23 protein-coding genes are annotated in these 20,294 nt (G+C 68.9%); 9 read left to right on the plus strand and 14 right to left on the minus strand.

Annotated elements, in window-relative coordinates:
* Nucleotides 1–31: 31 nt before the first annotated feature.
* The 6 genes from ACTJJX_RS07015 to ACTJJX_RS07040 all read right to left on the minus strand — a co-directional run bounded on the left by ACTJJX_RS07015 (nt 32) and on the right by ACTJJX_RS07040 (nt 5,349).
* Nucleotides 32–1,252 carry a M20 aminoacylase family protein gene (locus ACTJJX_RS07015; protein ID WP_003101134.1) on the minus strand — a complete coding sequence of 407 codons (1,221 nt, stop codon included), beginning with the start codon at nt 1,250–1,252 and terminating at the stop codon, nt 32–34.
* A 164-nt stretch (nt 1,253–1,416) separates the two neighbouring features.
* Nucleotides 1,417–2,007, minus strand: coding sequence for a YceI family protein (locus ACTJJX_RS07020; RefSeq protein ID WP_003120867.1), 591 nt, complete (start codon nt 2,005–2,007; stop codon nt 1,417–1,419).
* A gap of 60 nt (nt 2,008–2,067) precedes the next feature.
* Complete coding sequence (locus ACTJJX_RS07025) at nt 2,068–2,403, minus strand: hypothetical protein (protein ID WP_003093963.1); 336 nt, start codon at nt 2,401–2,403, stop codon at nt 2,068–2,070.
* Complete coding sequence (locus ACTJJX_RS07030) at nt 2,400–3,515, minus strand: serine hydrolase domain-containing protein (RefSeq protein ID WP_003101127.1); 1,116 nt, start codon at nt 3,513–3,515, stop codon at nt 2,400–2,402. Before ACTJJX_RS07030 ends, ACTJJX_RS07025 begins: the two co-directional genes overlap by 4 nt.
* A 67-nt stretch (nt 3,516–3,582) precedes the next feature.
* On the minus strand, nt 3,583–4,368 hold the full coding sequence (locus ACTJJX_RS07035) for an MBL fold metallo-hydrolase (protein WP_003093967.1): 786 nt from the start codon (nt 4,366–4,368) through the stop codon (nt 3,583–3,585).
* Nucleotides 4,369–4,452: 84 nt separating this feature from the next.
* Nucleotides 4,453–5,349, minus strand: coding sequence for an acyl-CoA dehydrogenase family protein (locus tag ACTJJX_RS07040; RefSeq protein ID WP_003093969.1), 897 nt, complete (start codon nt 5,347–5,349; stop codon nt 4,453–4,455).
* 202 nt (nt 5,350–5,551) lie between these two features.
* Here ACTJJX_RS07040 and olsB point away from each other — a divergent pair, with 202 nt between their 5' ends.
* Both olsB and olsA read left to right on the plus strand, forming a co-directional pair.
* Nucleotides 5,552–6,307 (plus strand): L-ornithine N(alpha)-acyltransferase, encoded by a 756-nt coding sequence (olsB, locus tag ACTJJX_RS07045; protein ID WP_003093970.1) that lies wholly within the window; start codon nt 5,552–5,554, stop codon nt 6,305–6,307.
* The gene (gene olsA / locus ACTJJX_RS07050; protein WP_003103796.1) at nt 6,307–7,083 is read left to right on the plus strand and encodes a lyso-ornithine lipid O-acyltransferase; all 777 of its coding nucleotides are present in this window, start codon (nt 6,307–6,309) and stop codon (nt 7,081–7,083) included. Before olsB ends, olsA begins: the two co-directional genes overlap by 1 nt.
* Here olsA and ACTJJX_RS07055 read toward each other — a convergent pair.
* Nucleotides 7,080–7,940, minus strand: a complete 861-nt coding sequence (locus ACTJJX_RS07055; RefSeq protein WP_003093974.1) for a universal stress protein — start codon at nt 7,938–7,940, stop codon at nt 7,080–7,082. The genes olsA and ACTJJX_RS07055 overlap by 4 nt on opposite strands.
* Nucleotides 7,941–8,089: 149 nt before the next feature.
* Nucleotides 8,090–8,662 (minus strand): ACP phosphodiesterase, encoded by a 573-nt coding sequence (locus tag ACTJJX_RS07060; protein WP_003103798.1) that lies wholly within the window; start codon nt 8,660–8,662, stop codon nt 8,090–8,092.
* Between the two features lie 152 nt (nt 8,663–8,814).
* Between ACTJJX_RS07060 and pyeR the strand changes: the two genes are divergently transcribed.
* Genes pyeR through ACTJJX_RS07075 form a run of 3 tightly spaced genes read left to right on the plus strand, consistent with a single transcriptional unit; the run spans nt 8,815 to nt 11,421 of the window.
* Nucleotides 8,815–9,117 (plus strand): ArsR family transcriptional repressor PyeR, encoded by a 303-nt coding sequence (pyeR, locus tag ACTJJX_RS07065; RefSeq protein ID WP_003093978.1) that lies wholly within the window; start codon nt 8,815–8,817, stop codon nt 9,115–9,117.
* Between the two features lie 48 nt (nt 9,118–9,165).
* Nucleotides 9,166–10,332 (plus strand): MFS transporter, encoded by a 1,167-nt coding sequence (locus tag ACTJJX_RS07070; RefSeq protein WP_003103801.1) that lies wholly within the window; start codon nt 9,166–9,168, stop codon nt 10,330–10,332.
* A gap of 36 nt (nt 10,333–10,368) precedes the next feature.
* On the plus strand, nt 10,369–11,421 hold the full coding sequence (locus ACTJJX_RS07075; protein ID WP_003103810.1) for an alkene reductase: 1,053 nt from the start codon (nt 10,369–10,371) through the stop codon (nt 11,419–11,421).
* Nucleotides 11,422–11,480: 59 nt separating this feature from the next.
* On the opposite strand, the gene ACTJJX_RS07080 is transcribed toward ACTJJX_RS07075, so the two are convergent.
* The 4 genes from ACTJJX_RS07080 to ACTJJX_RS07095 form a co-directional block, all read right to left on the minus strand.
* The gene (locus ACTJJX_RS07080; RefSeq protein WP_003103812.1) at nt 11,481–11,723 is read right to left on the minus strand and encodes a FeoC-like transcriptional regulator; all 243 of its coding nucleotides are present in this window, start codon (nt 11,721–11,723) and stop codon (nt 11,481–11,483) included.
* Nucleotides 11,723–14,023 (minus strand): Fe(2+) transporter permease subunit FeoB, encoded by a 2,301-nt coding sequence (feoB, locus tag ACTJJX_RS07085; protein ID WP_003103814.1) that lies wholly within the window; start codon nt 14,021–14,023, stop codon nt 11,723–11,725. Before feoB ends, ACTJJX_RS07080 begins: the two co-directional genes overlap by 1 nt.
* A 17-nt stretch (nt 14,024–14,040) precedes the next feature.
* A complete protein-coding gene (gene feoA, locus ACTJJX_RS07090) occupies nt 14,041–14,268 on the minus strand; it encodes a ferrous iron transporter A (protein WP_003103819.1) in 228 nt (75 codons plus the stop codon).
* 215 nt (nt 14,269–14,483) lie between these two features.
* Entirely contained in the window at nt 14,484–15,320 is an 837-nt protein-coding gene (locus ACTJJX_RS07095; RefSeq protein WP_003093989.1) for an ATPase, read from the minus strand.
* Between the two features lie 290 nt (nt 15,321–15,610).
* On the opposite strand from ACTJJX_RS07095, the gene ACTJJX_RS07100 reads away from it, so the two are divergent.
* On the plus strand, nt 15,611–15,874 hold the full coding sequence (locus ACTJJX_RS07100) for a hypothetical protein (protein ID WP_003103821.1): 264 nt from the start codon (nt 15,611–15,613) through the stop codon (nt 15,872–15,874).
* On the opposite strand, the gene ACTJJX_RS07105 is transcribed toward ACTJJX_RS07100, so the two are convergent.
* Nucleotides 15,875–16,864, minus strand: coding sequence for an NAD-dependent epimerase/dehydratase family protein (locus tag ACTJJX_RS07105; RefSeq protein WP_003103823.1), 990 nt, complete (start codon nt 16,862–16,864; stop codon nt 15,875–15,877). It lies immediately after the preceding gene.
* A 184-nt stretch (nt 16,865–17,048) separates the two neighbouring features.
* Here ACTJJX_RS07105 and ACTJJX_RS07110 point away from each other — a divergent pair, with 184 nt between their 5' ends.
* Entirely contained in the window at nt 17,049–18,107 is a 1,059-nt protein-coding gene (locus ACTJJX_RS07110; RefSeq protein ID WP_016852100.1) for a saccharopine dehydrogenase family protein, read from the plus strand.
* On the opposite strand, the gene ACTJJX_RS07115 is transcribed toward ACTJJX_RS07110, so the two are convergent.
* Nucleotides 18,108–19,010 (minus strand): LysR family transcriptional regulator ArgP, encoded by a 903-nt coding sequence (locus ACTJJX_RS07115; protein WP_003120877.1) that lies wholly within the window; start codon nt 19,008–19,010, stop codon nt 18,108–18,110.
* 97 nt (nt 19,011–19,107) lie between these two features.
* On the opposite strand from ACTJJX_RS07115, the gene ACTJJX_RS07120 reads away from it, so the two are divergent.
* Both ACTJJX_RS07120 and ACTJJX_RS07125 read left to right on the plus strand, forming a co-directional pair.
* On the plus strand, nt 19,108–19,509 hold the full coding sequence (locus ACTJJX_RS07120; RefSeq protein WP_003103830.1) for an ACT domain-containing protein: 402 nt from the start codon (nt 19,108–19,110) through the stop codon (nt 19,507–19,509).
* 1 nt (nt 19,510) lies between these two features.
* Entirely contained in the window at nt 19,511–20,113 is a 603-nt protein-coding gene (locus ACTJJX_RS07125; protein ID WP_003094003.1) for a LysE/ArgO family amino acid transporter, read from the plus strand.
* Nucleotides 20,114–20,294 lie beyond the last annotated feature (181 nt).

Raw genomic sequence — 20,294 nt, forward strand, 5'->3', positions numbered from 1 at the left:
CTCCTGGTAACCGGGGGAATGCCGGCGCGGCTCAGGCCGCGCCGTTATTGGCGGCAGTCAGTCGAAGGCCGGACGCCGCGGGGGCGGCCAGCCAGGTCTCGGCGAGCGCGCCCCAATAGGCCGCGCCCCGGACCAGGATGTCGTCGTTGAAGTCATAGGCCGGGTTGTGCACCATCGGCCGTCCTCTGCCGTTGCCGATGAACAGGTAGCTGCCGGGGCAGCGCTGTAGCATCCAGGCGAAGTCCTCGCTGCCCATCAGCTTCGGCGTGTCGCCGTCGACCTGCTCCGCGCCGGCCAGCTCGACCCCGACCTGGCGGGCGAACTCGGTTTCCTCGACGCTGTTGACCAGCACCGGATAGGCCGGGTAGTGCTCGATGCTGGCCTGGCACCCATAGCTGGCGGCCTGCAACTCGATGATCTGGCGAACCCGCTGCAGCACCTGCTCGCGCACCTGGCCGTCGAGCGCCCGCAGGCTCAGGCGCAGCACGGCGCGCTGGGGTATGACGTTGGCCGCCTCGCCGGCCTGCAATGCGCCGACCGTGACCACCGCGGCCTTCTGCGGATCGACGTTGCGCGCCACCACGCTCTGCAGGGCCATCACCGCGCTCGACGCGGCGAGCAACGGATCGACGCTCAGGTGCGGCATCGAACCGTGTCCACCGACGCCCTCCAGGGTGACGCTCAGCAGGTCCTGGGAAGCCATCATCGGTCCCGCGCGGAAGCCCAGGTGCCCGGCCTCCAGTCCCGGCATGTTGTGCATGCCGAACAGCGCATCGCAGGGAAAGCGCTCCAGCAGCCCGTCGGCGAGCATCGCCTCGGCGCCGCCCTGGCCTTCCTCGGCGGGCTGGAAGATCAGTACCAGGGTGCCGTCGAAACGCCGCGTCGCCGCCAGGTAGCGTGCCGCGCCGAGCAGCATCGCGGTGTGTCCGTCGTGGCCGCAGGCGTGCATGCGCCCGCCGTGGCAGCTGCTGTAGCCGAGCCCCGTGGCCTCGACGATCGGCAACGCATCCATGTCCGCCCGCAGGCCGAGCCGCCGCGTGCCGTCGCCCTGGCGGAGGACGCCGACCACGCCGGTGCGGCCGATCCCTTCGTGCACTTCGTAGCCCCAGCCGCGCAGGCATTCGGCGACCAGCGCGGCGGTGCGTCGCTCCTCGAAGCCCAGTTCGGGATGGGCGTGGATGTCCTGGCGCAGGCTACGCAGGTCGTCGGCGACCTCCTCGAGCCAGGCCACGATGTGTCGATGTCGAGCCATGCCGTCTCTCCTCTGGCCGGATTGCGCTCCGGTCTTGTTGGCGGGAGGCCCGGACGCAAGGCCGGCCGGGCGTGGTCACAGCTAAGCGCGGCACGCGGCGAAGGACAACGGAAGGCGGTTCCACTGGGTGGAACCCAAGGCCCGCGCCGCCCTCCGCCGGTACGTCAGAACTGTTCCGGCGGCACTTCGCGGAAGTTCAGCACGGCGAACACCGGTACCTCGGGAGTGATCGAGGGAATATTGGCCATCTCCTTCAAGGGCTTGAGCTTCTCTTCCAGGTCGAAGTCGAGCAGCTTCAGCAGCACCGGCTCCAGGGTCGCCACCTGGACCAGCCCTTCGCCCTGGCGGGTGACCAGCACGTCGGCCTTCAGGCGGCGCTGCTGGCCGTGCAGGTCGAGGGTGAAGTCGAGCTTCTCGACCCGCGACTGGCCGACCCGCAGGTCGTCGAAGCCGGCCATGTCCAGGCGGCTCTCCACGGTGGCCTCGGGGAAGCGCGAGGTTTCGAAGAAGTTGTCCTTCATTCGCTCGTCGCGCAGGGCCAGGCCGCTGTCCAGGGTGCCCAGCGGCACCACGATGCGCGCGACGCCCTGCTTGTCGATCTGGCCGCTGAGACGATCGAAGCGCTGCACCTCGGCCATCTTCGCGCGTTTCACGGAAACGAAGCTGATCCGCGAGTAATCCGGCTCCAGTTGCCATTCCGCCGCCGACAGCAGAGGGCTGAGGAGCAACAACAGGACACACAATACAACAGGCATTCCACCTCCGGCTTCGGGCCGGCGCCGTCCCTCGCCCCGCGCCCCGACATGCGCCGCCGGTCAGTCCGGCAGCCTGTCCGCCTCGGGCATGAGCCGGCATCCCTCGCGCGGGCCCAGCCAGGCGGCCGTCTGCGTACTGCCGAGGCCGCGGGCGGTCACCCGGCGGCGGGCTTCGTCGTCGAAGAAGCCGCTGATCGGCACGTACTGTTGGGTATAGGCCCGGCAATAGTCCGCGGAGTTCCCCATCACGTAGCGGCAGGAGCAGTACTCCTTGGCCGTATAGGCGCCGATGATGGCGGGAAAGGCCGCCAGGTGGATGCGGTTCTGCCAGGCCCACGCGAGGGCGGCGAGCAGCCCCAGGACGAACAGGAAGAGCAAGGGATGGCGACGGATCATGGCCGCGCCTCCCCGGCGAACGCCGCCTGTGCCAGGCGCAGGAATTCGTTGTGGCGGAAACGCCCGTCGCGGTCGTCGGCGTAGCGCACGATCACCAGCTTCTCCTCGGGCAGCACGTAGAGCGCCTGGCCCCAGTGGCCGAGCGCGGCGAAGGCGGTCTCGGCGACGTCCGGCCAGGGCGCCGGCGCGCCTTTCACCGCACGGTTCAACCACCACTGGCCGCCCGGCACCGCCTCGCCCTCCTCTTCCGCGCTCGGCCGGTAGCGGGCGAAGGGTGTCAGGTTGAACTCGACCCATGCCAGCGGCAGCAGTTGCCGCTCGCGCCAGCGCCCGTGGCGCTGCATCAGCAGGCCGACGCGCGCCAGGTCGCGGGCGCTCATGTAGACGTACGACGAGCCGACGAACGTGCCGGCGGCGTCTCGCTCCCATACCGCCGAACGGATGCCCAGCGGCTCGAACAGCGCGCGCCAGGGGTACTCGGCATAGTCCGCGCCGAGCATGCCGTGGAGGGCCGCCGCCAGCACGTTGCTGTCGCCGCTGGAGTAGCGGAAACGCCGGCCCGGCGGCCGGGCCTGCGGGGTTTCGGCGACGAAGCCGGCCATGTCGTCACGCCCACGGGTGTAGAGCATCGCCACCACGGAGGATTTCAATGGCGCGAACTCGTAGTCCTCCTGCCAGTCCAGCCCGGAAGACCAGTTCAGCAGGTGGCGCAACGTCACCTCGGGATGACGGGCGAACGGCGGGTAGTAGCGCGCCACCGGGTCGTCGAGCTGGAAGCGCCCTTCGCCCTCGGCGACGCCAAGCAGCGTGGCGAGCAGGCTCTTGCTCACCGACCAGGTAAGGTGCGGGGTCTCTGCACGGCTCGGGCCGGCGTAGCGCTCATAGACCAGACGACCGTCGCGGATCACCACTACCGCGTCGGTGCGGATGCCTTTACGACGAACATCGTCGCGACGACCGAAGGCATAGCGCTCGAATGCCTCCAGCGCCGGCCCCGCGGGCTGTTGGGCACGGGGCCAGTCGGTGTCGGGCCAGTCTTCGGCCAGGGCAGGGAGGGCGAATACCAGGGCCAGCGCGGCGAGGGCGCGGCGGGACAACGGCAAAGCGGGCATCGGCGGGCCCTCTCGACGGTCGAGGGGCAACCCTAGCATGGCCTCGATGACGCCAGGAAGCGCGGACTCAGCCTGGCATGCGGTAGTCGTCCGGGCCGAGCAGGTCGATGCCGCACTCGAGGTTCTCGATCCAGTAGAGGAAGGCGCTGATCATTTCCTTGCCGACGAAGGGCCGCCCGTGTTGCGGCACGATCATCTCCACATCCATGTCCCGGACCATCCGCGCCCACAGGCGGCAGATCTTGTTCGCCGCCATGTAGCGGCGATGGAATCCGTCCATGTACTGGATATGCGCGGCGAAATCGCTGACCGGCGCCGCGTCGTCCACCAGCGAGGCGCCCATATCGCCCGAGAAAAGGATCTTGCTCACCGGGTCGTAGAGCTGGAAGTTGCCCACCGAATGCAGGAAATGCGCGGGGATCGCCTTCAACGAGCAGTCGCCGAGAGCGATCGCCTGGCCGCGGTCGGGCAACGGCATGACCCGGTCGTAGGTGTTGATGCCATGGCTGACCGCCAGGTAGTTGGCCGTCAGGTGCGGCAGGAAGCGCGCCCACAGCTTGGAGCAGATCACCCGGGCGCGGGTGTGCAGCAGCCACTTGTCGAGGGCGGCGATGATGTCCGGGTCCTGGTGCGAAGCGAAGATGTAGTCCAGCTCCTGCAGCGGAAAGCGTTTCGACAATTCCAGCGAGAGCGGCGTGTAGGTCAGGTCGCCGCCGGGATCGAGCAGCAGGTACTGGCCGTTGTCGACGATCAGGAACTGGTTGGACTGGACCCCTTCGCCGCTGACGAGGTCATCGAAACACAGGCACTGGTGGCTGCCGTTGTCGAACAGCACGATCGGTTCGCGTCGCATGGTCGGTGAAATCTACTCTGTGCAGGCGCCGAGGAGCATTCCTCGCCGGATGCTGCGCAGGGTAAGCGCCTGCGGCGCGGCGCCTCACTGACCTGGGTCAAGCCCGAGGCGGGTCAAGGCCTTCTCCAGGCGAACTTTGCGGGCCCCGTTGGCAATCGCCAGCAAGCCGCGATCGCGTTGCCACAATGCCTCCCAGGTCGAGGCGTTGGCGGCGAAGGCGGCATCCAGTTGCCCCTCCAGCGCCGAGAACTGTTCGAACAGCCCAGCCAGTACCGCCTGGGTGCCGACGCAGGCGACCGGATGCCGCGCGACCTCGGCGCAGCCGCCGAGGATGCCGGCCAGGCGCAGCAGCAGCGGCGAGGGCCAGCCGCATTCATGGCCGACCCCATAGAGCCAGCCGACCAGCGCCGCCAGCACATGGACATCCTCCAGCAGGCGGAACGGCCTGACGTAGTCGTCCCAACCATCGCCGGGCAGGCGCTCGCAATGGGCACCGTCGAGCAACAGGCGGGAATGCGGCACATCCGGCATCAGCGGCAGCGCCGGCAACGCCTCCAGGCGCGCCCCCGGGGCGCCGGCCAGGACCACCGTCATCGACAGTCGCGGCGGCTGCCCCGGCGCCTCGTCGCGGGCGGCCACCAGCCACCAGGAGGCGCTGTCGCCAGCGGTGACGAAATCCTTTTGTCCATGCAGGACCAGCCCCTCCAGGCGGGTCTGCAGGTCCGCCGGGCGCACGCTGCGCTTCTCGGTCACGCACAGCGCGCCGAGACCTTCCGGCGCCGCCGGCCAGAGCGCGCGCAGGGCCGCCTGGTAGCCGGCGAGGAAGGCCAGGCCCGGACTCGCGGCCAATCGTCCGCCGAGCACCGCCCGCTCCAGGGTGCCAAGACCGTCGGCGCGCGCCAGGGCGGCGGCGTGCCAGTCTTCCAGGGAGCCTTCGGTGGGCAGGCGGTCGAGCGGGCCGAGCAAGCGTTGCCAGGACATGGCGGACTCCAGTGTGGAATGTGTCGGAACCGGCATCCTGCCGAGGGTGCCAGCGTTGAACAACGGCGCGTTACATCCGGCGACAATGTCATACAAGCATCACGCCCCTGTCACAGGGGTGACACCGCGCCTTCCTAGCCTGAGCTTGCACAACAAAGCCGAGCGGCCGCAACCCGCGGCGCCGGCCCAAGGAGGCCCAGGCATGACCCAGACCGCCATTACCCGCGAACCCGTCGCCGGACGCCGCCTGAAGGCCGAGCGCCTGAACGGCGCCCGCGCCCTGCGCGAGGCCCAGGCCCTGCGCTACCGCGTATTCAGCGCCGAGTTCGACGCCAAGCTCGAAGGCGCCGAAGACGGCCTCGACCGCGACGACTACGACCGTCACTGCGCGCACATCGGCGTCCGCGACCTCGACAGCGGCGCCCTGGTGGCCACCACCCGGCTGCTCGACCATCGCGCCGCCGAACGCCTCGGGCGCTTCTACAGCGAAGAGGAGTTCCACCTCTCCGGCCTCGACGCCCTGCACGGCCCGGTCCTGGAGATCGGCCGCACCTGCGTCGCTCCCGAATACCGCAACGGCGCCACCATCGCGGTACTCTGGGGCGAACTCGCCGAGGTCCTCAACGAGGGCGGCTACCGCTACCTGATGGGCTGCGCCAGCATTCCCATGCGCGACGGCGGTATGCAGGCCAAGGCGGTGATGCAGCGGCTGCGCGAACGCTACCTGTGCACCGACTACCTGCAGGCCGAGCCGAAGAACCCGCTGCCGCCGCTGGACGTCCCGGAAAACCTCACCGCCGAGCTGCCGCCGCTGCTCAAGGCCTACATGCGCCTGGGCGCCAAGATCTGCGGCGAGCCCTGCTGGGACCCGGATTTCCAGGTCGCCGACGTGTTCATCCTGCTCAAGCGAGACGAACTCTGCCCGCGCTACGCCCGCCACTTCAAGGCAGCGGTCTGATGGCGCGGCTGCGCCTGCTGCTGCGCAGCGCCCGCCTGCTCGGGCTGGTCGCGCTCGGACTGGGCCTGGCCGCTTGGGTCAGCCTGCGCGAGCGGCTGCCCGGCGCCGACGTCACGCCGTTGCGCCAGCGCCTGACCCGCTGGTGGCTGGCGCGCCTCTGCGCGGCCCTGCCCTTCGAGGTCAGGGTCAGCGGCGAAGCGCCCCGGCAACCCATGCTGTGGGTAGCCAACCATGTGTCCTGGACCGATATCCCGCTGCTCGGCGCCCTGGCGCCGCTGACCTTCCTGTCCAAGGCCGAGGTGCGTGCCTGGCCGCTGGCCGGCTGGCTGGCGGAAAAGGCCGGCACCCTGTTCATCCGCCGCGGCTCGGGCGACAGCCGGCTGATCAACCAGCGCTTGGCCGAACAGCTGCACCGCGGACGCAACCTGCTGATCTTCCCGGAAGGCACCACCACCAACGGCGAAAGCCTGCGCACCTTCCACGGTCGCCTGATGGCCAGCGCCCTGGAAGCCGGCGTGGCGGTGCAGCCGGTGGCGATCAGCTACCGCCGCGACGGCGTGCCCGATGCGCAGGCGCCGTTCATCGGCGACGACGACTTGCTCAGCCACCTCGGCCGCCTGCTGCGCGGCGAGCGCGGCAGCGTGCATATCCAACTGCTGGAACCGATCCCCAGCCAGGGCCTGGACCGCGCCGAACTGGCCCGCCAGGCCCAGCAGGCGGTGCGCCTGGCGCTGTTCGGCACTGCCGCCACTACGCAAACCCGGCGCGCCGCCTAGTCGCGCTTGGGCGGCACCGCCAGCACGTCGCACGGCAGGTCGCCGAGGGCCGCCTCGGCCACGCTGCCGATCAGCGCGCGGCGGAAGCCGGTCAGGCCCTGGGTGCCGAGCACCGTCAACTGCGGCGCCTGGCGGCGTACCTCGGTCATGATCACGTTGATCGGCAAGCCTTCGCCGACGCGCAACTGGATGTCCTCGCGGCCCAGCCCCAGGCCGGCGACGTAGTCGCGCAGCTCGACGTTGGCCTTGAGTTCCTCCTGGTCGACGTAATGCTCGACGCGGTCTTCCTTGATCCCCGAATAACGCATCATGCCTTTGGCGAACGGCTCGAAGGCATGCAGCGCGGTGAGGCTGGCGGCGTCGAGGAAGCCGAGCTGGCCGGCCATCTGCACCGCGCGCGTCGAGGTCGGCGAGAAGTCCAGCGCCAGCAGCACCCGGCGGTACTCCTCTTCCGGCGCACCGGCCGCGCGCAGCACCGGGATCTTCGCATTGCGTACCACCCGCTCCAGGGTGGTGCCGATGAACAGGTCGCGCAGCGGCGTGTGCCGGTGCGCGCCCATCACCAGCAGGTCGGCGCCGATCTCCTCGGCCACCGCGTTGATCACCACCACCGGATCGCCGACCCGCACGATCGCCTTGGACTCGACGCCGAGGCGCTCCTTCAGGGCCTGTCCGTTCACTTCCAGCAGGTTGGCGATGGCCAGCCGTTGCGGCGCGATCAGCACCGGCGGCTGGTCGTCGTCGAGCACGTTCAGCACGGTCAGTTCGGCATTCCTCGCCTTGGCCAGCGCCGCGGCGCGCATGACCGCCAGCTCGGAACGCGAGGACAGGTCGGTCGCCACCAGGATTCGTTTCATCTTCCACCTCCATTGGCAGAGCGTTGAACGTCGGCCCCATTGAACGATCGACGCGACCGCTGCCGGTTGATGTGCATCAAGCGGATGCTTCGGACTGAAACAATTGATAGGTGATTCCGCCGGCCGGGCCAATGGCCGCTGCGCCAGGCTCAGCGCTGGCTCAGGGCGAAAGCCTGGAGTTGCGGGTAGAAGGCGCGGAAATCCGCGCTCAGGTCATCGTAGCGCTGGGCCAGTTCTTCCCAGGAACCGTCCAGCAGGTGCGGTCGCGACAGCCTCCGCGACATGCCGCCCAGCACTTCGCGCAAGACCGCGAACTCGCGGTAGCTGCCCAGCCAGTCCTGGGCCGCCATCCGCGGCGCGATGCGCGCCAGGCGCTCCGGCAGCGGCGAGGCGGTGCGCAGAGTGCCGTAGACCCGCTCGACGAACTGCGGCAGCGGTTCGTCGGCGTAGTCGTTCCAGTCGCGCGCCAGGCAGTGGTCGAAGAACACGTCCAGCAGGACGCCGGCGAAACGCCGGCGCTCCAGCGGGAAGCGCCGCTTGGCCGCATGCACCAGTGGATGGCTGTCGGTGAAGGCGTCGATGCGCCGGTGCAACTGGATGGCCCGCTCGATCTCGCCCGGCCATTGTCCCTGCAGGCGGCCCTTGACGAAGTCGCCGTACAGGCTGCCGAGCAGTTGGGCCGGTTGCGGGCCGCCGAGGTGGAGATGCGCGAGGTAGTTCATGCGGGCTAGCTTACCCCAGGGACGGAACCGTCGTTTCGATCATCGTCATCAGCCCTGTCGATAGCGACTATCGTCGCAATCGATCCCCATATCGTCCCACACCGATATATAGTTCGTCCCAACCCGATATGGACGGCCAACGGACCACCGCCATGCCACTGGACATCGACGAAATCATCAAGGCTCTCTCCCACCCGGTGCGACGCGACATGCTGCGCTGGCTGAAGGAACCGGAGAAGTACTTCGTCGAGCAGGACCACCCGTTCGAGATCGGCGTCTGCGCCGGCAAGTTCGACCAGCGTACCGGTCTCTCCCAGTCCACCGTGTCGGTACACCTCGCCACCCTGCAACGCGCCGGTCTGGTGACCAGCCGCCGGGTCGGCCAGTGGAATTTCTTCAAGCGCAACGAGGAGACCATCCAGGCCTTCCTCGACCAACTCGGCGACGAGCTGTAAGCAGCACTCGCTTCCACCCCACCACCTCGCAGTCCAGGAGCTCGACCGATGCCGGCGTCTCTTCTCGTCCTCGCTTTATCCGCCTTTGCCATCGGTACCACCGAATTCGTCATCATGGGCCTGCTGCCGCAGGTCGCCGGCGACCTGCGGGTATCCATTCCCAGCGCCGGCTGGCTGATCAGCGGCTACGCCTTCGCCGTGGCCTTCGGCGCCCCGTTGATGGCCATGGCCACCGCCCGCCTGGAACGCAAGAAAGCCCTGCTCGCGCTGATGGGCATCTTCATCGTCGGCAACCTGCTCTGCGCGGTGGCCGCCAACTACGGCCTGCTGATGCTGGCGCGGATCGTCACCGCGCTCTGCCATGGCGCCTTCTTCGGCATCGGCTCGGTGGTCGCCGCCAGCCTGGTGGCGCCGAACCGCCGCGCTTCCGCCGTGGCCCTGATGTTCACCGGCCTGACCCTGGCCAACGTGCTCGGCGTGCCGCTGGGTACCGCGCTCGGCCAGGAAGCCGGCTGGCGCGCGACCTTCTGGGTGGTGACCCTGATCGGCGTGGTCGCCTTCGTCGGCCTGGCCAGGGTGCTGCCAAACGACCGCGAGGAAGAGAAGGTCGACCTGCGCCAGGAAATGTCCGCGCTGAAGAACCCGTCGCTGTGGCTGGCCCTGGGCACCACCGTGCTGTTCGCCGCCTCGATGTTCGCCCTGTTCACCTACGTCGCGCCGCTGCTCGGCGAAGTCACCGGGGTCAGCCCGCGCGGCGTGACCTGGACCCTGCTGCTGATCGGCGTCGGCCTGACCGTCGGCAACGTGATCGGCGGCCGCCTCGCCGACTGGCGCCTGGGCACCACCATGGCCGCGGTGTTCGCCGCCATGGCGCTGGTCTCGGCGCTGTTCAGCTGGACCAGCCAGGCCCTGCTGCCGGCGGAAATCACCCTGTTCTTCTGGGCCGCCGCCGCCTTCGCCGCGGTGCCCGCACTGCAGGTCAACGTGGTCCGCGTCGGGCATGCCGCGCCGAACCTGGTGGCGACCCTGAACATCGGCGCCTTCAACGTCGGCAACGCGCTCGGCGCCTGGGTCGGCGGCAGCGTCATCGACCACGGCCTGGGCCTGACCCGCGTGCCGCTGGCCGCCGCCGCGCTGGCCGCGCTGGCGCTGCTGGCCACCCTGATCGCCTTTTCCGGAAACGGCCGCGCCCAGGCGCAGCCGGTCCTCGATTGATCCCCTGTCCGTCTATTCCCTAGTGGAGGATGTTCCATGGCTACTCTGTTCGATCCCATCGTGCTCGGCGACCTCGAGCTGCCCAACCGCATCGTCATGGCGCCGCTGACCCGCTGCCGCGCCGATGAAGGCCGCGTGCCCAACGCCCTGATGGCCGAGTACTACGCCCAGCGCGCCGATGCCGGCCTGATCCTCAGCGAGGCCACCGCGGTCACGCCGATGGGCGTGGGCTACCCCGACACCCCCGGCATCTGGTCCGATGACCAGGTCCGTGGCTGGAGCAACGTGACCAAGGCGGTGCACGCCGCCGGCGGGCGCATCTTCCTGCAACTCTGGCACGTCGGGCGGATTTCCGATCCGCTCTACCTGAATGGCGAGCTGCCGGTGGCGCCGAGCGCCATCGCCGCCGAGGGGCACGTCAGCCTGGTGCGCCCGAAGCGTCCCTACGTCACCCCGCGCGCGCTGGACACCGAGGAGATCGCCGACATCGTCGAGGCCTACCGCCAGGGCGCCGAGCGGGCCAAGGCCGCCGGCTTCGACGGCGTGGAGATCCACGGCGCCAACGGCTACCTGCTCGACCAGTTCCTCCAGGACAGCACCAACAAGCGCACCGACCGCTACGGCGGCTCCATCGAGAACCGCGCGCGCCTGCTGCTGGAGGTCACCGACGCGGCGATCTCCGTATGGGGCGCCCAGCGCGTCGGCGTACACCTGGCGCCGCGTGCCGACTCCCACGACATGGGCGATTCCAACCGCCTGGAAACCTTCAGCCATGTCGCCCGTGAGCTGGGCAAGCGCGGCATCGCCTTCATCTGCGCCCGCGAAGCGCAGGCCGACGACAGCATCGGCGTAGCCCTGAAGAAAGCCTTCGGCGGACCCTACATCGCCAACGAGCAGTTCACCCTCGACAGCGCCAACGCCATCCTGGCCAAGGGCGACGCCGATGCGGTGGCCTTCGGCGTCCCCTTCATCGCCAACCCGGACCTGGTCGAACGCCTGCGCCAGGGCGCCGAACTGAACCCGCCGCGCCCGGAAACCTTCTATACCGGCGGTACCGAAGGCTACCTGGACTATCCGACCCTGGCCTGATCGCGCCAGCCAGGAAGAGCCCGCCACGCTTGTCGTGGCGGGCTCTGTGCTTTGCCCGTCTAGCGCAGGCGGAAATACGGCTCCGGCTCCGCGCACGGATCGCGCTGGGCGCAGCCCTTGCAACCGCCGCCGCAACCGCCCGAGCTTTGCGCAGCCACCCGCTCGACCTTGCCGAGCGCGATCAGCCGCTCCAGGATCGCCTCCACCAGCGCCGGCGGCGCGTCCACCTGGCGGCTGAGCTGTTTCAGCCCACGCGCCTGGCCGTCTTCCAGGGCGGCGCGGAGCTGCATGAGTGTCGCCATCAGTGACATCCTCCCTGCCCGCTCGGGGCATCGGCCATTCGGCCTGGCAGTTGCAGTACCTGCTCACGGCCGAACAGACGCAGGCAGGTCATCAGGATCAGGTTGAAGAGCAGCACCACGGCGATGGTCAGGACGCTACGCTCGGGGTGCGCGGCGAAGGTGGCGACCTGGTAGCAGAGGGTCGCCAGCGAGTAGGCGACGTTCAGCCCCCAGAGCACCGAGAAAGCCATCCAGCCCTTGCTGCTTTCCCGGGCGATCGCGCCCATGGCGGTCACGCAGGGCACGTAGAGCAGGACGAAGACCAGATAGCTGTAGGCCGCGATGGGGCTGCCGAACTTGCTCGCCATGGTGCCCATCGAGCCGGTCTCCATGTCGCCGTCGGCCATGCTCGCCTCCACCGGGTTGGCCAGCACGCTGAGGCTGAAGGTATCGACCAGGCCGTCCCAGGTCTCGACCAGGGCCTCGCGCAGTTGCCCGGGCAGGTCGTAGCCTTCGTAGTCGAAGGCCTCGCCCTGGATCTGCTCGGCGGTGTAGAGGGTGTTCAGGGTGCCGACCACCACTTCCTTGGCCATCGCCCCGGTGACCAGGCCGACGGTGGCCTGCCAGTTGTCCGGCTGCACCCCGAGCGGCGCCAGCAGCGGAGTGAGACGCTGGCTGACGCTGGCCAGCGCGGAATGGCCGATGTCGCCCTGCACCGGCTTGCCGTCGAGGGTGATGCTGTTCAGGCCGCCGATCACCAGGCTGACCAGGATGATCACCTTGCCGGCCCGCACCACGAAGCCGCGCAGGCGCGACCAGGTCTGCAGCAGCAGGCTCTTAAGGTGTGGCACATGGTACAGCGGCAGTTCCATGACGAACGGCGAGGCCTCGCCGCGCATCAAGGTGTGCTTGAGCAACAGCCCGGTGAGGATCGCCACGACGATGCCGAGCAGGTACAGGGAGAAGATCACCAGCGCGCCGCCCTGGCCGAAGAAGGCCCCGGCGAATACGGCGAAGATCGCCAGGCGCGCGCCGCAGGACATGAACGGCGCCATCATGATGGTAATCAGCCGCTCGCGCTGCGCGTCCAGGGTCCGCGCGCCCATGATCGACGGTACGTTGCAGCCGAAACCGACGATCAGCGGCACGAACGACTTGCCCGGCAGGCCCAGCGCCTGCATCAGGCGGTCCATGACGAAGGCCGCGCGTGCCATGTAGCCGGAATCCTCGAGCAGCGAGAGGAACAGGTACATCAAGCCGATCTGCGGCACCAGCGGCAACACCGTGTTGACCCCGCCACCGATGCCCTGGGCGAGGAACACCGTGAGCCAATCGGGCAGGCCGAAGCGGATACCCAGCCACTGGATGCCGTCGATGAAGATCGCCGACGAGCCCTTGTCGAAGATCGGCTGTAGCGCCCCGCCGATGTTGATGGCGAAGAAGAACATCAGGTACATCACCAGCAGGAAGATCGGCAGACCCAGCCAGCGATTCAGGACGACCCGGTCGAGCCATTGGGTCAGCCGGTGCGGCTGAGCCTGCTGGTGGTCGCAGACCGCCGCACAGATCTCGCCGATCAGTCGGTAGCGCGCATCGACGATCGCCAGCTCGGGCTCCTCGCCGCAGCCCTGGCGCGCCTGTTCCAGGGTGGCGGGCGGCAAGCCCAGCGCCGGGCCGTTGAAGATGTCGCCTTCCAGCGCCTGTAACGCCAGCCAGCGCGGCTCGATGGCCGAGGCCGCCGGAGCGCGCGTTTCCAGAAGGTAGCCGACCTGCGCCTGGATGGCCGGTGGGTAATCCACCGCCAGCGCCGCCTGCGGGAGCTGTAGGGAGTCGATGGCCGCCTTCAGTTCGTCGATGCCATCGGCGCGGGTGGATACCAGCGGCACCACCGGGCAGCCGAGACGCCGCGCCAGACCGTCGATATCGATGCGGATGCGCTGGCTACGGGCGATGTCGAGCATGTTCAGCGCGACGATGCAGGGGATGCCCATCTCCCGCAGTTGCACCGTGAGGTACAGGTTGCGCTCCAGGTTCGCCGCATCCACCACGTTGACCAGCACGTCCACTTCGCCGCTGGCGATGTAGCGGCAGGCGATCTGCTCGTCCAGCGAGGCCTGGGCGGAAACGCTGGTCAACGAATAGGTGCCGGGCAGGTCGACCAGGCGTACCGCGTGACGGACGGTATGGAACGCACCCTCCTTGCGCTCCACGGTGACGCCGGCCCAGTTGCCGACCCGCTGGCGCGAGCCGGTGAGCTGGTTGAACAGGGTGGTCTTGCCGGAGTTGGGATTGCCGATCAGGCCGAGGGTCAATGCGGTCATGGGGATTCCGGGCGGGGTCAGTCGAGCGGGACGAGGGTCAGCAGGGCGAGGTCCTTGCGCCGCAGCGCCAGGCTGGTCTGGCGGGTCTCGACCTGGATCGGGTCGCCCAGCGGGGCGATGCGCACCACGCGCAGCGCCGCGCCGGGCAGAAGCCCCATGGAGAACAGGCGTTGGCGATAGCCGTTGCTGATGGCGGGGGAATAACCGGTGATGCGGTAGGAACGGGACGGTTGCAATGCGCTCATGGCGGATTCCAGGCAGAGGAAGGGACCAATGGCCTCCCTGGCCGGTGACCGAGAATCTAAACGACTCTCACTTAAGGCTCGCTTAAGGACGCAGTATCGGAGTGGAGGAGCAGCGGATTCGCTGATCCAGAGCAATGGAAGCGGGGATTTTCGCCGGGCGCGGCGAACTGTCGCCGCCAGCGCCCGGTGCGACGGGCGGCTGGCGGCGCAAGGGGTCAGCGGGTATTGAGCTGCTGCTGCAGGTTCTGCACCTGGGCCTGGAGGGTGTTGATGTTGCGCATCACCTGGGTGCGGAAGGCGTCGAACTCGGCGGTATTGCCGCCCTGGGCCGGGCGGTTGTCGAGCTGGCTGCGCAATACCAGCAGGTCATCCTGGATACCCTTGATCGTCTGGCTCGGGTTGCCCTGCTTCTTCAGCGCCGCGACATCGCCGCCGAGGGCCTTGAGTTGCTCGTTGGTCTTGCCCAGTTCGACCTGCAGGGCTTTCAGCTTCTCCTGTTCGGCGGCCAGTGTCTGCAGCTTGCCGTCCAGTTGCGCGACCAGTTGCGCCGCGCTTTCCTGCTGGGCCTTGAGATCGCTGGCCAGTTGGTCGAGGCGTTTGCCCTGGCCGCCGAACTGGTTGCTCACATCGGCCTGCTGGCGTTCCTGGCTGCCGAGTTTCTCCTGCAGTTGCTTGACCTGCAGGCGCAGCGCCTCGCGTTCGCTGGTGACGCTGGACTCGCTGGCGACCACCTTGCCGCGAATGTCGTCGAGGCGCCCGGCGGCTTCTTCGCTGATCCTTACGAAGCTTTCCTGGGTCGCCACCAACTGCTGTTCCATCAGGCTGATTTGCTGGTGGCTCCACCAACCCACCCCGGCGAGGGCGATCAGCATCGCCCCGAGCAGGGCCCAGAGCGGGCCGGTAGAGGCCGGACGGCGCTCCTTGGTGTCGACGACCCGGCGCTGCTCCGGTTCGTAGACGTGCCGCGGGTGGTGGCCGAATTCATCACGGTCGGCAGCATCGGTGGTCAGGCTGGGCACATCGTCGAGTTCGTCGAAAGCATCGTTACGCATGGTGAAAACCTGTGAAGGGGAACGGCATCCTGCCGGAGGCCTGGAGAAAGGGCCGAATGGCGCATTATATCGGTTCGGCCCCGCCCCTTCAGCGTCTGCTCGAAGCAAATTGCCGGACCGGGGCGCTCCACCGCGAAGCCGTGCGCCCCAAGACGGAGCGAACGCTGTCCGGCACAGACCGCCGCAGGCCGCCAGCGGTTCCCCGCCCCGCACGCCGGCGCTGGTCCGCGGCCCGCATGGCACGTCGCTTGCTTGGGCATTGCCGGGCAGATTCGAGAGCCGGAGGATGCATGGAGTTGAACAAATCCTTGCTGGATTGCATGCGCGCCGTGCGCCGACGACTACGCGAGGAACAAGCGCTGGATATCCACTTCCAGCAACGCGATGCGATCGCCGCGATGCAGGCGGCCTGCGCCCGCTCCGGCGATGCGACGACGCGGGAGCTGGGACAGCGCCTCGGCAGGCTCAGCGGGGTCGCGCTGCCGCCGGCGGAACCTTCCCTGTTGCCCGCGCAGGCGCCGAGCCGACAATACGCCGGCCCGCTGCGCGGCTGATCAGAGTCCCTGGGCGCGCCACCAGGCGCAGAACTCGTCGAGCGCGGTCCACAGGCTGACCCGCGGGTCGTAGTCGAGGTATTCGCGGGCGCGGTTGATGTCCAGGGTGAAGTTCTTCGCCATCACCGCCATGCCCAGGCGGAACAGCACCGGCTCCGGGCGCCCCGGCAGGATCCGGCAGACGCCTTCGTTGAGCGCCGCCAGGCCATAGCCGACGGCATACGGCAGGTGACCGCCGACCGGCGGCAGGTCGAGCTGGCGCATCACGTAGTTGACCGCATCCCAGAACGGTACCGGCTGCCCGTTGCTGATGTTGTAGACCTTGCCCAGCGCCGGCTCGCCGGCCAGCAGGCAACTGAACAGCGCGTCGTTGAGATTGTGCACGCTGGTGAAGTCGACCCGGTTCAGGCCGTTGCCGAGGATCCGCAGGCGTCCCTTGCGGTGGGCCTGGATCATTCGCGGGAAGATGCTGGTGTCGCCGGCGCCGACCACGAAGCGCGGACGCAGCGCCAACACTTCCAGGCCCAGGTCGCGGGCGCTGAGCACCAGTTGCTCGGCCTGGTACTTGGTCGCCCCGTAATGGTCGGAAAAACGCCGGGGTACGTACTCTTCGTTCAGGTCCAGGTGGTCGCGCCCGTCGAAATAGATCGACGGCGACGACAGATGCACCAGGCGCCGCACCTTTTGCCGCATGCAGGCCTCGACGACGCTCTCGGCAAGCCCGACGTTGGCCGCCAGGAAGCGTTCGCGCGGTCCCCAGACTCCGACCGCGCCGGCACAATGCACCACCGCCTCGACATCCTCGCAGAGGCGCAGGACCAGCGCCGGGTCGGCGAGGTCGCCGGGAACGAACTCGGCGCCCCGCGCCACCAGATGTTCCACCGCGTCCGCACGACGACCGCTGACCCGTACCGACAGGCCCTGCTCCAGGGCGAAGCGAGCGAAACGCCCGCCGATGAAGCCCGTCGCCCCCGTTACCAGAATCCGCATTGCGTTTCTCCCGTTGTTCTTCTTGTGCCGCGACTCTAGCAACCCGGAGCCGCGCCACCACTGGCACAGCATGCCAGAACAACGACCTTGCGGGCCGCCGGCACGACTTGCGTTGGGCGACAGAAGCGGCGCTGCGCGCTACAAGGTCTAACCTGAAAGCCACCTGCACGCTGGGAGACGCACCATGGCCAGTCACTGGATGATCTACGGCGCCAACGGCTACACCGGCCGGCTGGTCGCTGAACAGGCGCAGCGCGAGGGCCTGACGCCGCTCCTCGGCGGACGCAACCCGGCCGCCCTGCACGCCCTCGGCAGTCAGCTCGGGCTGGAGTGCCGGGTCTTCGACCTGGGGGATCCGCAGGCCTGCCGCGAAGCCCTGGACCAGGTGAAGGTGGTGGCCCATTGCGCCGGTCCGTTCTCCGCCACCAGCACGCCGATGATCGCCGCCTGCCGCGCCGCCGGCACCCACTACGTGGATATCACTGGAGAGATCGCGGTGTTCGAGCAGGCCCACGCCGGCGACGCCGAGGCCCGCGAGGCCGGCATCGTGGTCTGCCCGGGCGTGGGCTTCGATGTGATCCCCACCGATTGCCTGGCCGCCTGCCTGAAGGAGGCGCTGCCGGACGCGCAACGGCTGGCGCTGGGCTTCGTCACCGGCAGCGGGCTTTCGACGGGAACCGCGAAGACCAGCGTCGAAGGCCTCAAGTTCGGCGGCAAGATCCGCGAGAATGGCCGCCTGCGCGACGTGCCGTTGGGCTACAAGCGCCGCGACATCGATTTCGGCCGCGGCCTGCGGCACGCCGTGACGATTCCCTGGGGCGACGTGGCCACCGCCTACTACAGCACCGGCATCCCGGACATCGAGGTCTACCTGCCGGCGCCGCCGCTGCTGGCCCTGGGCATGCGCCTGATCGATCCGCTGCGTCCGCTGCTCGGTCGGCAACGGGTCCAGGACTGGCTCAAGGGGCAGGTCGACAAACGCATCGCCGGCCCCGACCAGGCGGCCCGCGAGCGCCTGCGCACCTGGGTCTGGGGCGAGGCGCGCAACGCCCGCGGCGAACGCCGCACGGCGCGCCTGGAGACGGCCAACGTGTACGACCTGACCCTGCACGGCGTGCTCCTGGCAGTGCGCCACCTGCTGGACTACCAGGGTCCCGGCGGCTATTTCACGCCATCGCGGTTGCTCGGCGCGCGCTGCGTCGAATCGTTGCCCGGCTCCGGACGAATCACCGTCATCGGCTGATCAGCCTGACACCCGCACCAAGCCGTCGCCGGCGCGGGCGAGCAGGTGCTCGGTGAGCGACGCGAGCAGTTCGCCGCCGTTGCGCCAGTAGTGCCAGTACAACGGTACGTCGATGACCTGGCCGGGCAGCAGCTCGACCAGTTCACCGCGCGCCAGCTCGCCTTGCACCTGGCGCTCCGGCACCAGGCCCCAGCCGAGACCGCCGGCGGTGAGGCGGACGAAACCTTCCGAGGACGGGCAGAGGTGGTGGATGAAACCGCCCTCGACGCCGAGGTCCTTGAGAAAGCGGTGTTGCAGCAGGTCGTCCGGGCCGAACACGATCGCCGGCACGCCGGCCAGGGCGGCCGCCTCGACCCCGCGGGGAAAGTGCCGGGCAATGAAATCCGGGCTGGCCAGGCCGCGATAACGCATGGCTCCGAGCAGCAGCGAACGCGCGCCGGCCACCGGCCGCGCGCTACCGCAGACGCAGCCCGCCACTTCGCCCGCGCGCATGCGCTTGAGCCCGACCTCCTGGTCCTCCACCACAAGGTCCAGCAGCACCCGCCGCTCGGCGCAGAAATCGCCCACCGCGGCGGCCCACCAGGTCGCCAGGCTATCGGCGTTGAGAGCGATGCGCAGGCGTTCCGGGGCACCGCCCTCATCCAGGTTCGGCACCCAGCGCTGCAGGTCGCCCTCCAGCAGCCGCACCTGCTGCACATGGTTGAGCAGGCGGCGCCCGAGATCGGTGGGATGCGGCGGCGTCTCGCGCACCAGGACCGGCTGGCCGACCCGCGCCTCGAGCAGCTTGATCCGCTGCGATACCGCCGACTGCGACAGCCCCAGCGCCTGTGCGGCGCGCTCGAAACCGCCCTGCTCCACCACTGCGGCCAGCGCGGCGAGCAACTTGTAGTCGAACAAAATCAGTTTTCCTAATGAGAGATCAGCAGGATTCGTTTTCCTTATAAACCGCCCGCGGCCACACTCGCCAGCACTTTTCCGATCCACCCGACGCGGACCGACCATGGCTGGCGAAACCTCGCTGCGCACCCTGCTGCGCACGCTCACTCCCGAACTCAATCCCGGCGACTATGTGTTCTGTACCTGCGCCGCTGGCGCGCTGCCGAACGGCGCCGAGCCGCTCGCCAGCTTCCGCGAGCGCGAGGGCCTGACCCTGGTGCTCGAACGCCGGCAGGCCGAACGCCTGGGCCTGCCCTACGAATACGTGGCGGCCTGGATCACCCTGACGGTGCACTCCTCGTTGGCGGCGGTGGGCCTGACCGCCGCCTTCGCCACGGCGCTGGCCGAAGCCGGGATCAGTTGCAACGTGATGGCCGGCTATTTCCACGACCACCTGTTCGTCGCCCGCGACGAGGGCCGGCGCGCCCTCGCCGTGCTCCAGCGGCTGGCGGCGGAGGCACACTGACATGTGGCAGAGCTATCTCAACGGCATCCTGGTGGCTGCCGGCCTGATCATCGCCATCGGCGCGCAGAATGCCTTCGTCCTCGCGCAGAGCCTGCGCCGCGAGCATCACCTCTCGGTAGCCGCGCTCTGCGTGTTCTGCGACGCGGTGCTGGTCAGCCTCGGCGTGTTCGGCCTGGCCAAGCTGCTGCTGGAAAACCCGACGCTGCTGGCCATCGCCCGCTGGGGCGGGATCGCCTTCCTGACCTGGTACGGGCTCAAGGCGCTGCTTCGCGCGTTGCGCCCGGACGCCCTCGGCAACGCCGCGGAAACCGGGCCACGCTCGCGCAAGGCGGTGCTTCTGGCGGCACTGGCGGTCACCCTGCTCAACCCCCACGTCTATCTCGATACCGTACTTCTTATCGGTTCGCTCGGCGCCCAGCAGGCCGCGCCGGGCGCCTATGCCCTCGGCGCGGCCAGCGCCTCGCTGATGTGGTTCTTCGCCCTCGCCCTCGGCGCGGCATGGCTGGCCCCCTGGCTGGCGCGCCCGGCCACCTGGCGCCTGCTCGACCTGATGGTGGCGGCCATGATGCTGGGCATGGCCGCGCAACTGCTGTTCCGGGGATAACGCGGTTTCTGTCTTCCCGAGCGAACCCTCGCGCCGCCAGGCAGTCCAGAGAGAATGTGGCGGTGTTCGCCGGCGAGCTTGCAGAAGCCCGTCGCAGCGCGCCGCCGCCGGCCTTTGCCCCTACAGTTGCTGCGTGGATATGCCCCGACACGGGTGCTATGATCCGGAGTTCGCGGCACTG

Origin of the sequence: Pseudomonas sp. 22490, from assembly GCF_052044465.1 — a bacterium.
In the GTDB taxonomy this organism is placed as follows: Bacteria; Pseudomonadota; Gammaproteobacteria; order Pseudomonadales; family Pseudomonadaceae; genus Pseudomonas; species Pseudomonas aeruginosa.

Excerpts from the sequence above, each read along its gene's own strand:
- ACTJJX_RS07015 (WP_003101134.1), bottom strand. The coding sequence starts at position 1,252 with ATGGCTCGACATCGACACATCGTGGCCTGGCTCGAGGAGGTCGCCGAC.
- ACTJJX_RS07020 (WP_003120867.1), bottom strand. The coding sequence starts at position 2,007 with ATGCCTGTTGTATTGTGTGTCCTGTTGTTGCTCCTCAGCCCTCTGCTG.
- ACTJJX_RS07025 (WP_003093963.1), bottom strand. The coding sequence starts at position 2,403 with ATGATCCGTCGCCATCCCTTGCTCTTCCTGTTCGTCCTGGGGCTGCTC.
- ACTJJX_RS07030 (WP_003101127.1), bottom strand. The coding sequence starts at position 3,515 with ATGCCCGCTTTGCCGTTGTCCCGCCGCGCCCTCGCCGCGCTGGCCCTG.
- ACTJJX_RS07035 (WP_003093967.1), bottom strand. The coding sequence starts at position 4,368 with ATGCGACGCGAACCGATCGTGCTGTTCGACAACGGCAGCCACCAGTGC.
- ACTJJX_RS07040 (WP_003093969.1), bottom strand. The coding sequence starts at position 5,349 with ATGTCCTGGCAACGCTTGCTCGGCCCGCTCGACCGCCTGCCCACCGAA.
- olsB (WP_003093970.1), top strand. The coding sequence starts at position 5,552 with ATGACCCAGACCGCCATTACCCGCGAACCCGTCGCCGGACGCCGCCTG.
- olsA (WP_003103796.1), top strand. The coding sequence starts at position 6,307 with ATGGCGCGGCTGCGCCTGCTGCTGCGCAGCGCCCGCCTGCTCGGGCTG.
- ACTJJX_RS07055 (WP_003093974.1), bottom strand. The coding sequence starts at position 7,940 with ATGAAACGAATCCTGGTGGCGACCGACCTGTCCTCGCGTTCCGAGCTG.
- ACTJJX_RS07060 (WP_003103798.1), bottom strand. The coding sequence starts at position 8,662 with ATGAACTACCTCGCGCATCTCCACCTCGGCGGCCCGCAACCGGCCCAA.
- pyeR (WP_003093978.1), top strand. The coding sequence starts at position 8,815 with ATGCCACTGGACATCGACGAAATCATCAAGGCTCTCTCCCACCCGGTG.
- ACTJJX_RS07070 (WP_003103801.1), top strand. The coding sequence starts at position 9,166 with ATGCCGGCGTCTCTTCTCGTCCTCGCTTTATCCGCCTTTGCCATCGGT.
- ACTJJX_RS07075 (WP_003103810.1), top strand. The coding sequence starts at position 10,369 with ATGGCTACTCTGTTCGATCCCATCGTGCTCGGCGACCTCGAGCTGCCC.
- ACTJJX_RS07080 (WP_003103812.1), bottom strand. The coding sequence starts at position 11,723 with ATGGCGACACTCATGCAGCTCCGCGCCGCCCTGGAAGACGGCCAGGCG.
- feoB (WP_003103814.1), bottom strand. The coding sequence starts at position 14,023 with ATGACCGCATTGACCCTCGGCCTGATCGGCAATCCCAACTCCGGCAAG.
- feoA (WP_003103819.1), bottom strand. The coding sequence starts at position 14,268 with ATGAGCGCATTGCAACCGTCCCGTTCCTACCGCATCACCGGTTATTCC.
- ACTJJX_RS07095 (WP_003093989.1), bottom strand. The coding sequence starts at position 15,320 with ATGCGTAACGATGCTTTCGACGAACTCGACGATGTGCCCAGCCTGACC.
- ACTJJX_RS07100 (WP_003103821.1), top strand. The coding sequence starts at position 15,611 with ATGGAGTTGAACAAATCCTTGCTGGATTGCATGCGCGCCGTGCGCCGA.
- ACTJJX_RS07105 (WP_003103823.1), bottom strand. The coding sequence starts at position 16,864 with ATGCGGATTCTGGTAACGGGGGCGACGGGCTTCATCGGCGGGCGTTTC.
- ACTJJX_RS07110 (WP_016852100.1), top strand. The coding sequence starts at position 17,049 with ATGGCCAGTCACTGGATGATCTACGGCGCCAACGGCTACACCGGCCGG.
- ACTJJX_RS07120 (WP_003103830.1), top strand. The coding sequence starts at position 19,108 with ATGGCTGGCGAAACCTCGCTGCGCACCCTGCTGCGCACGCTCACTCCC.
- ACTJJX_RS07125 (WP_003094003.1), top strand. The coding sequence starts at position 19,511 with ATGTGGCAGAGCTATCTCAACGGCATCCTGGTGGCTGCCGGCCTGATC.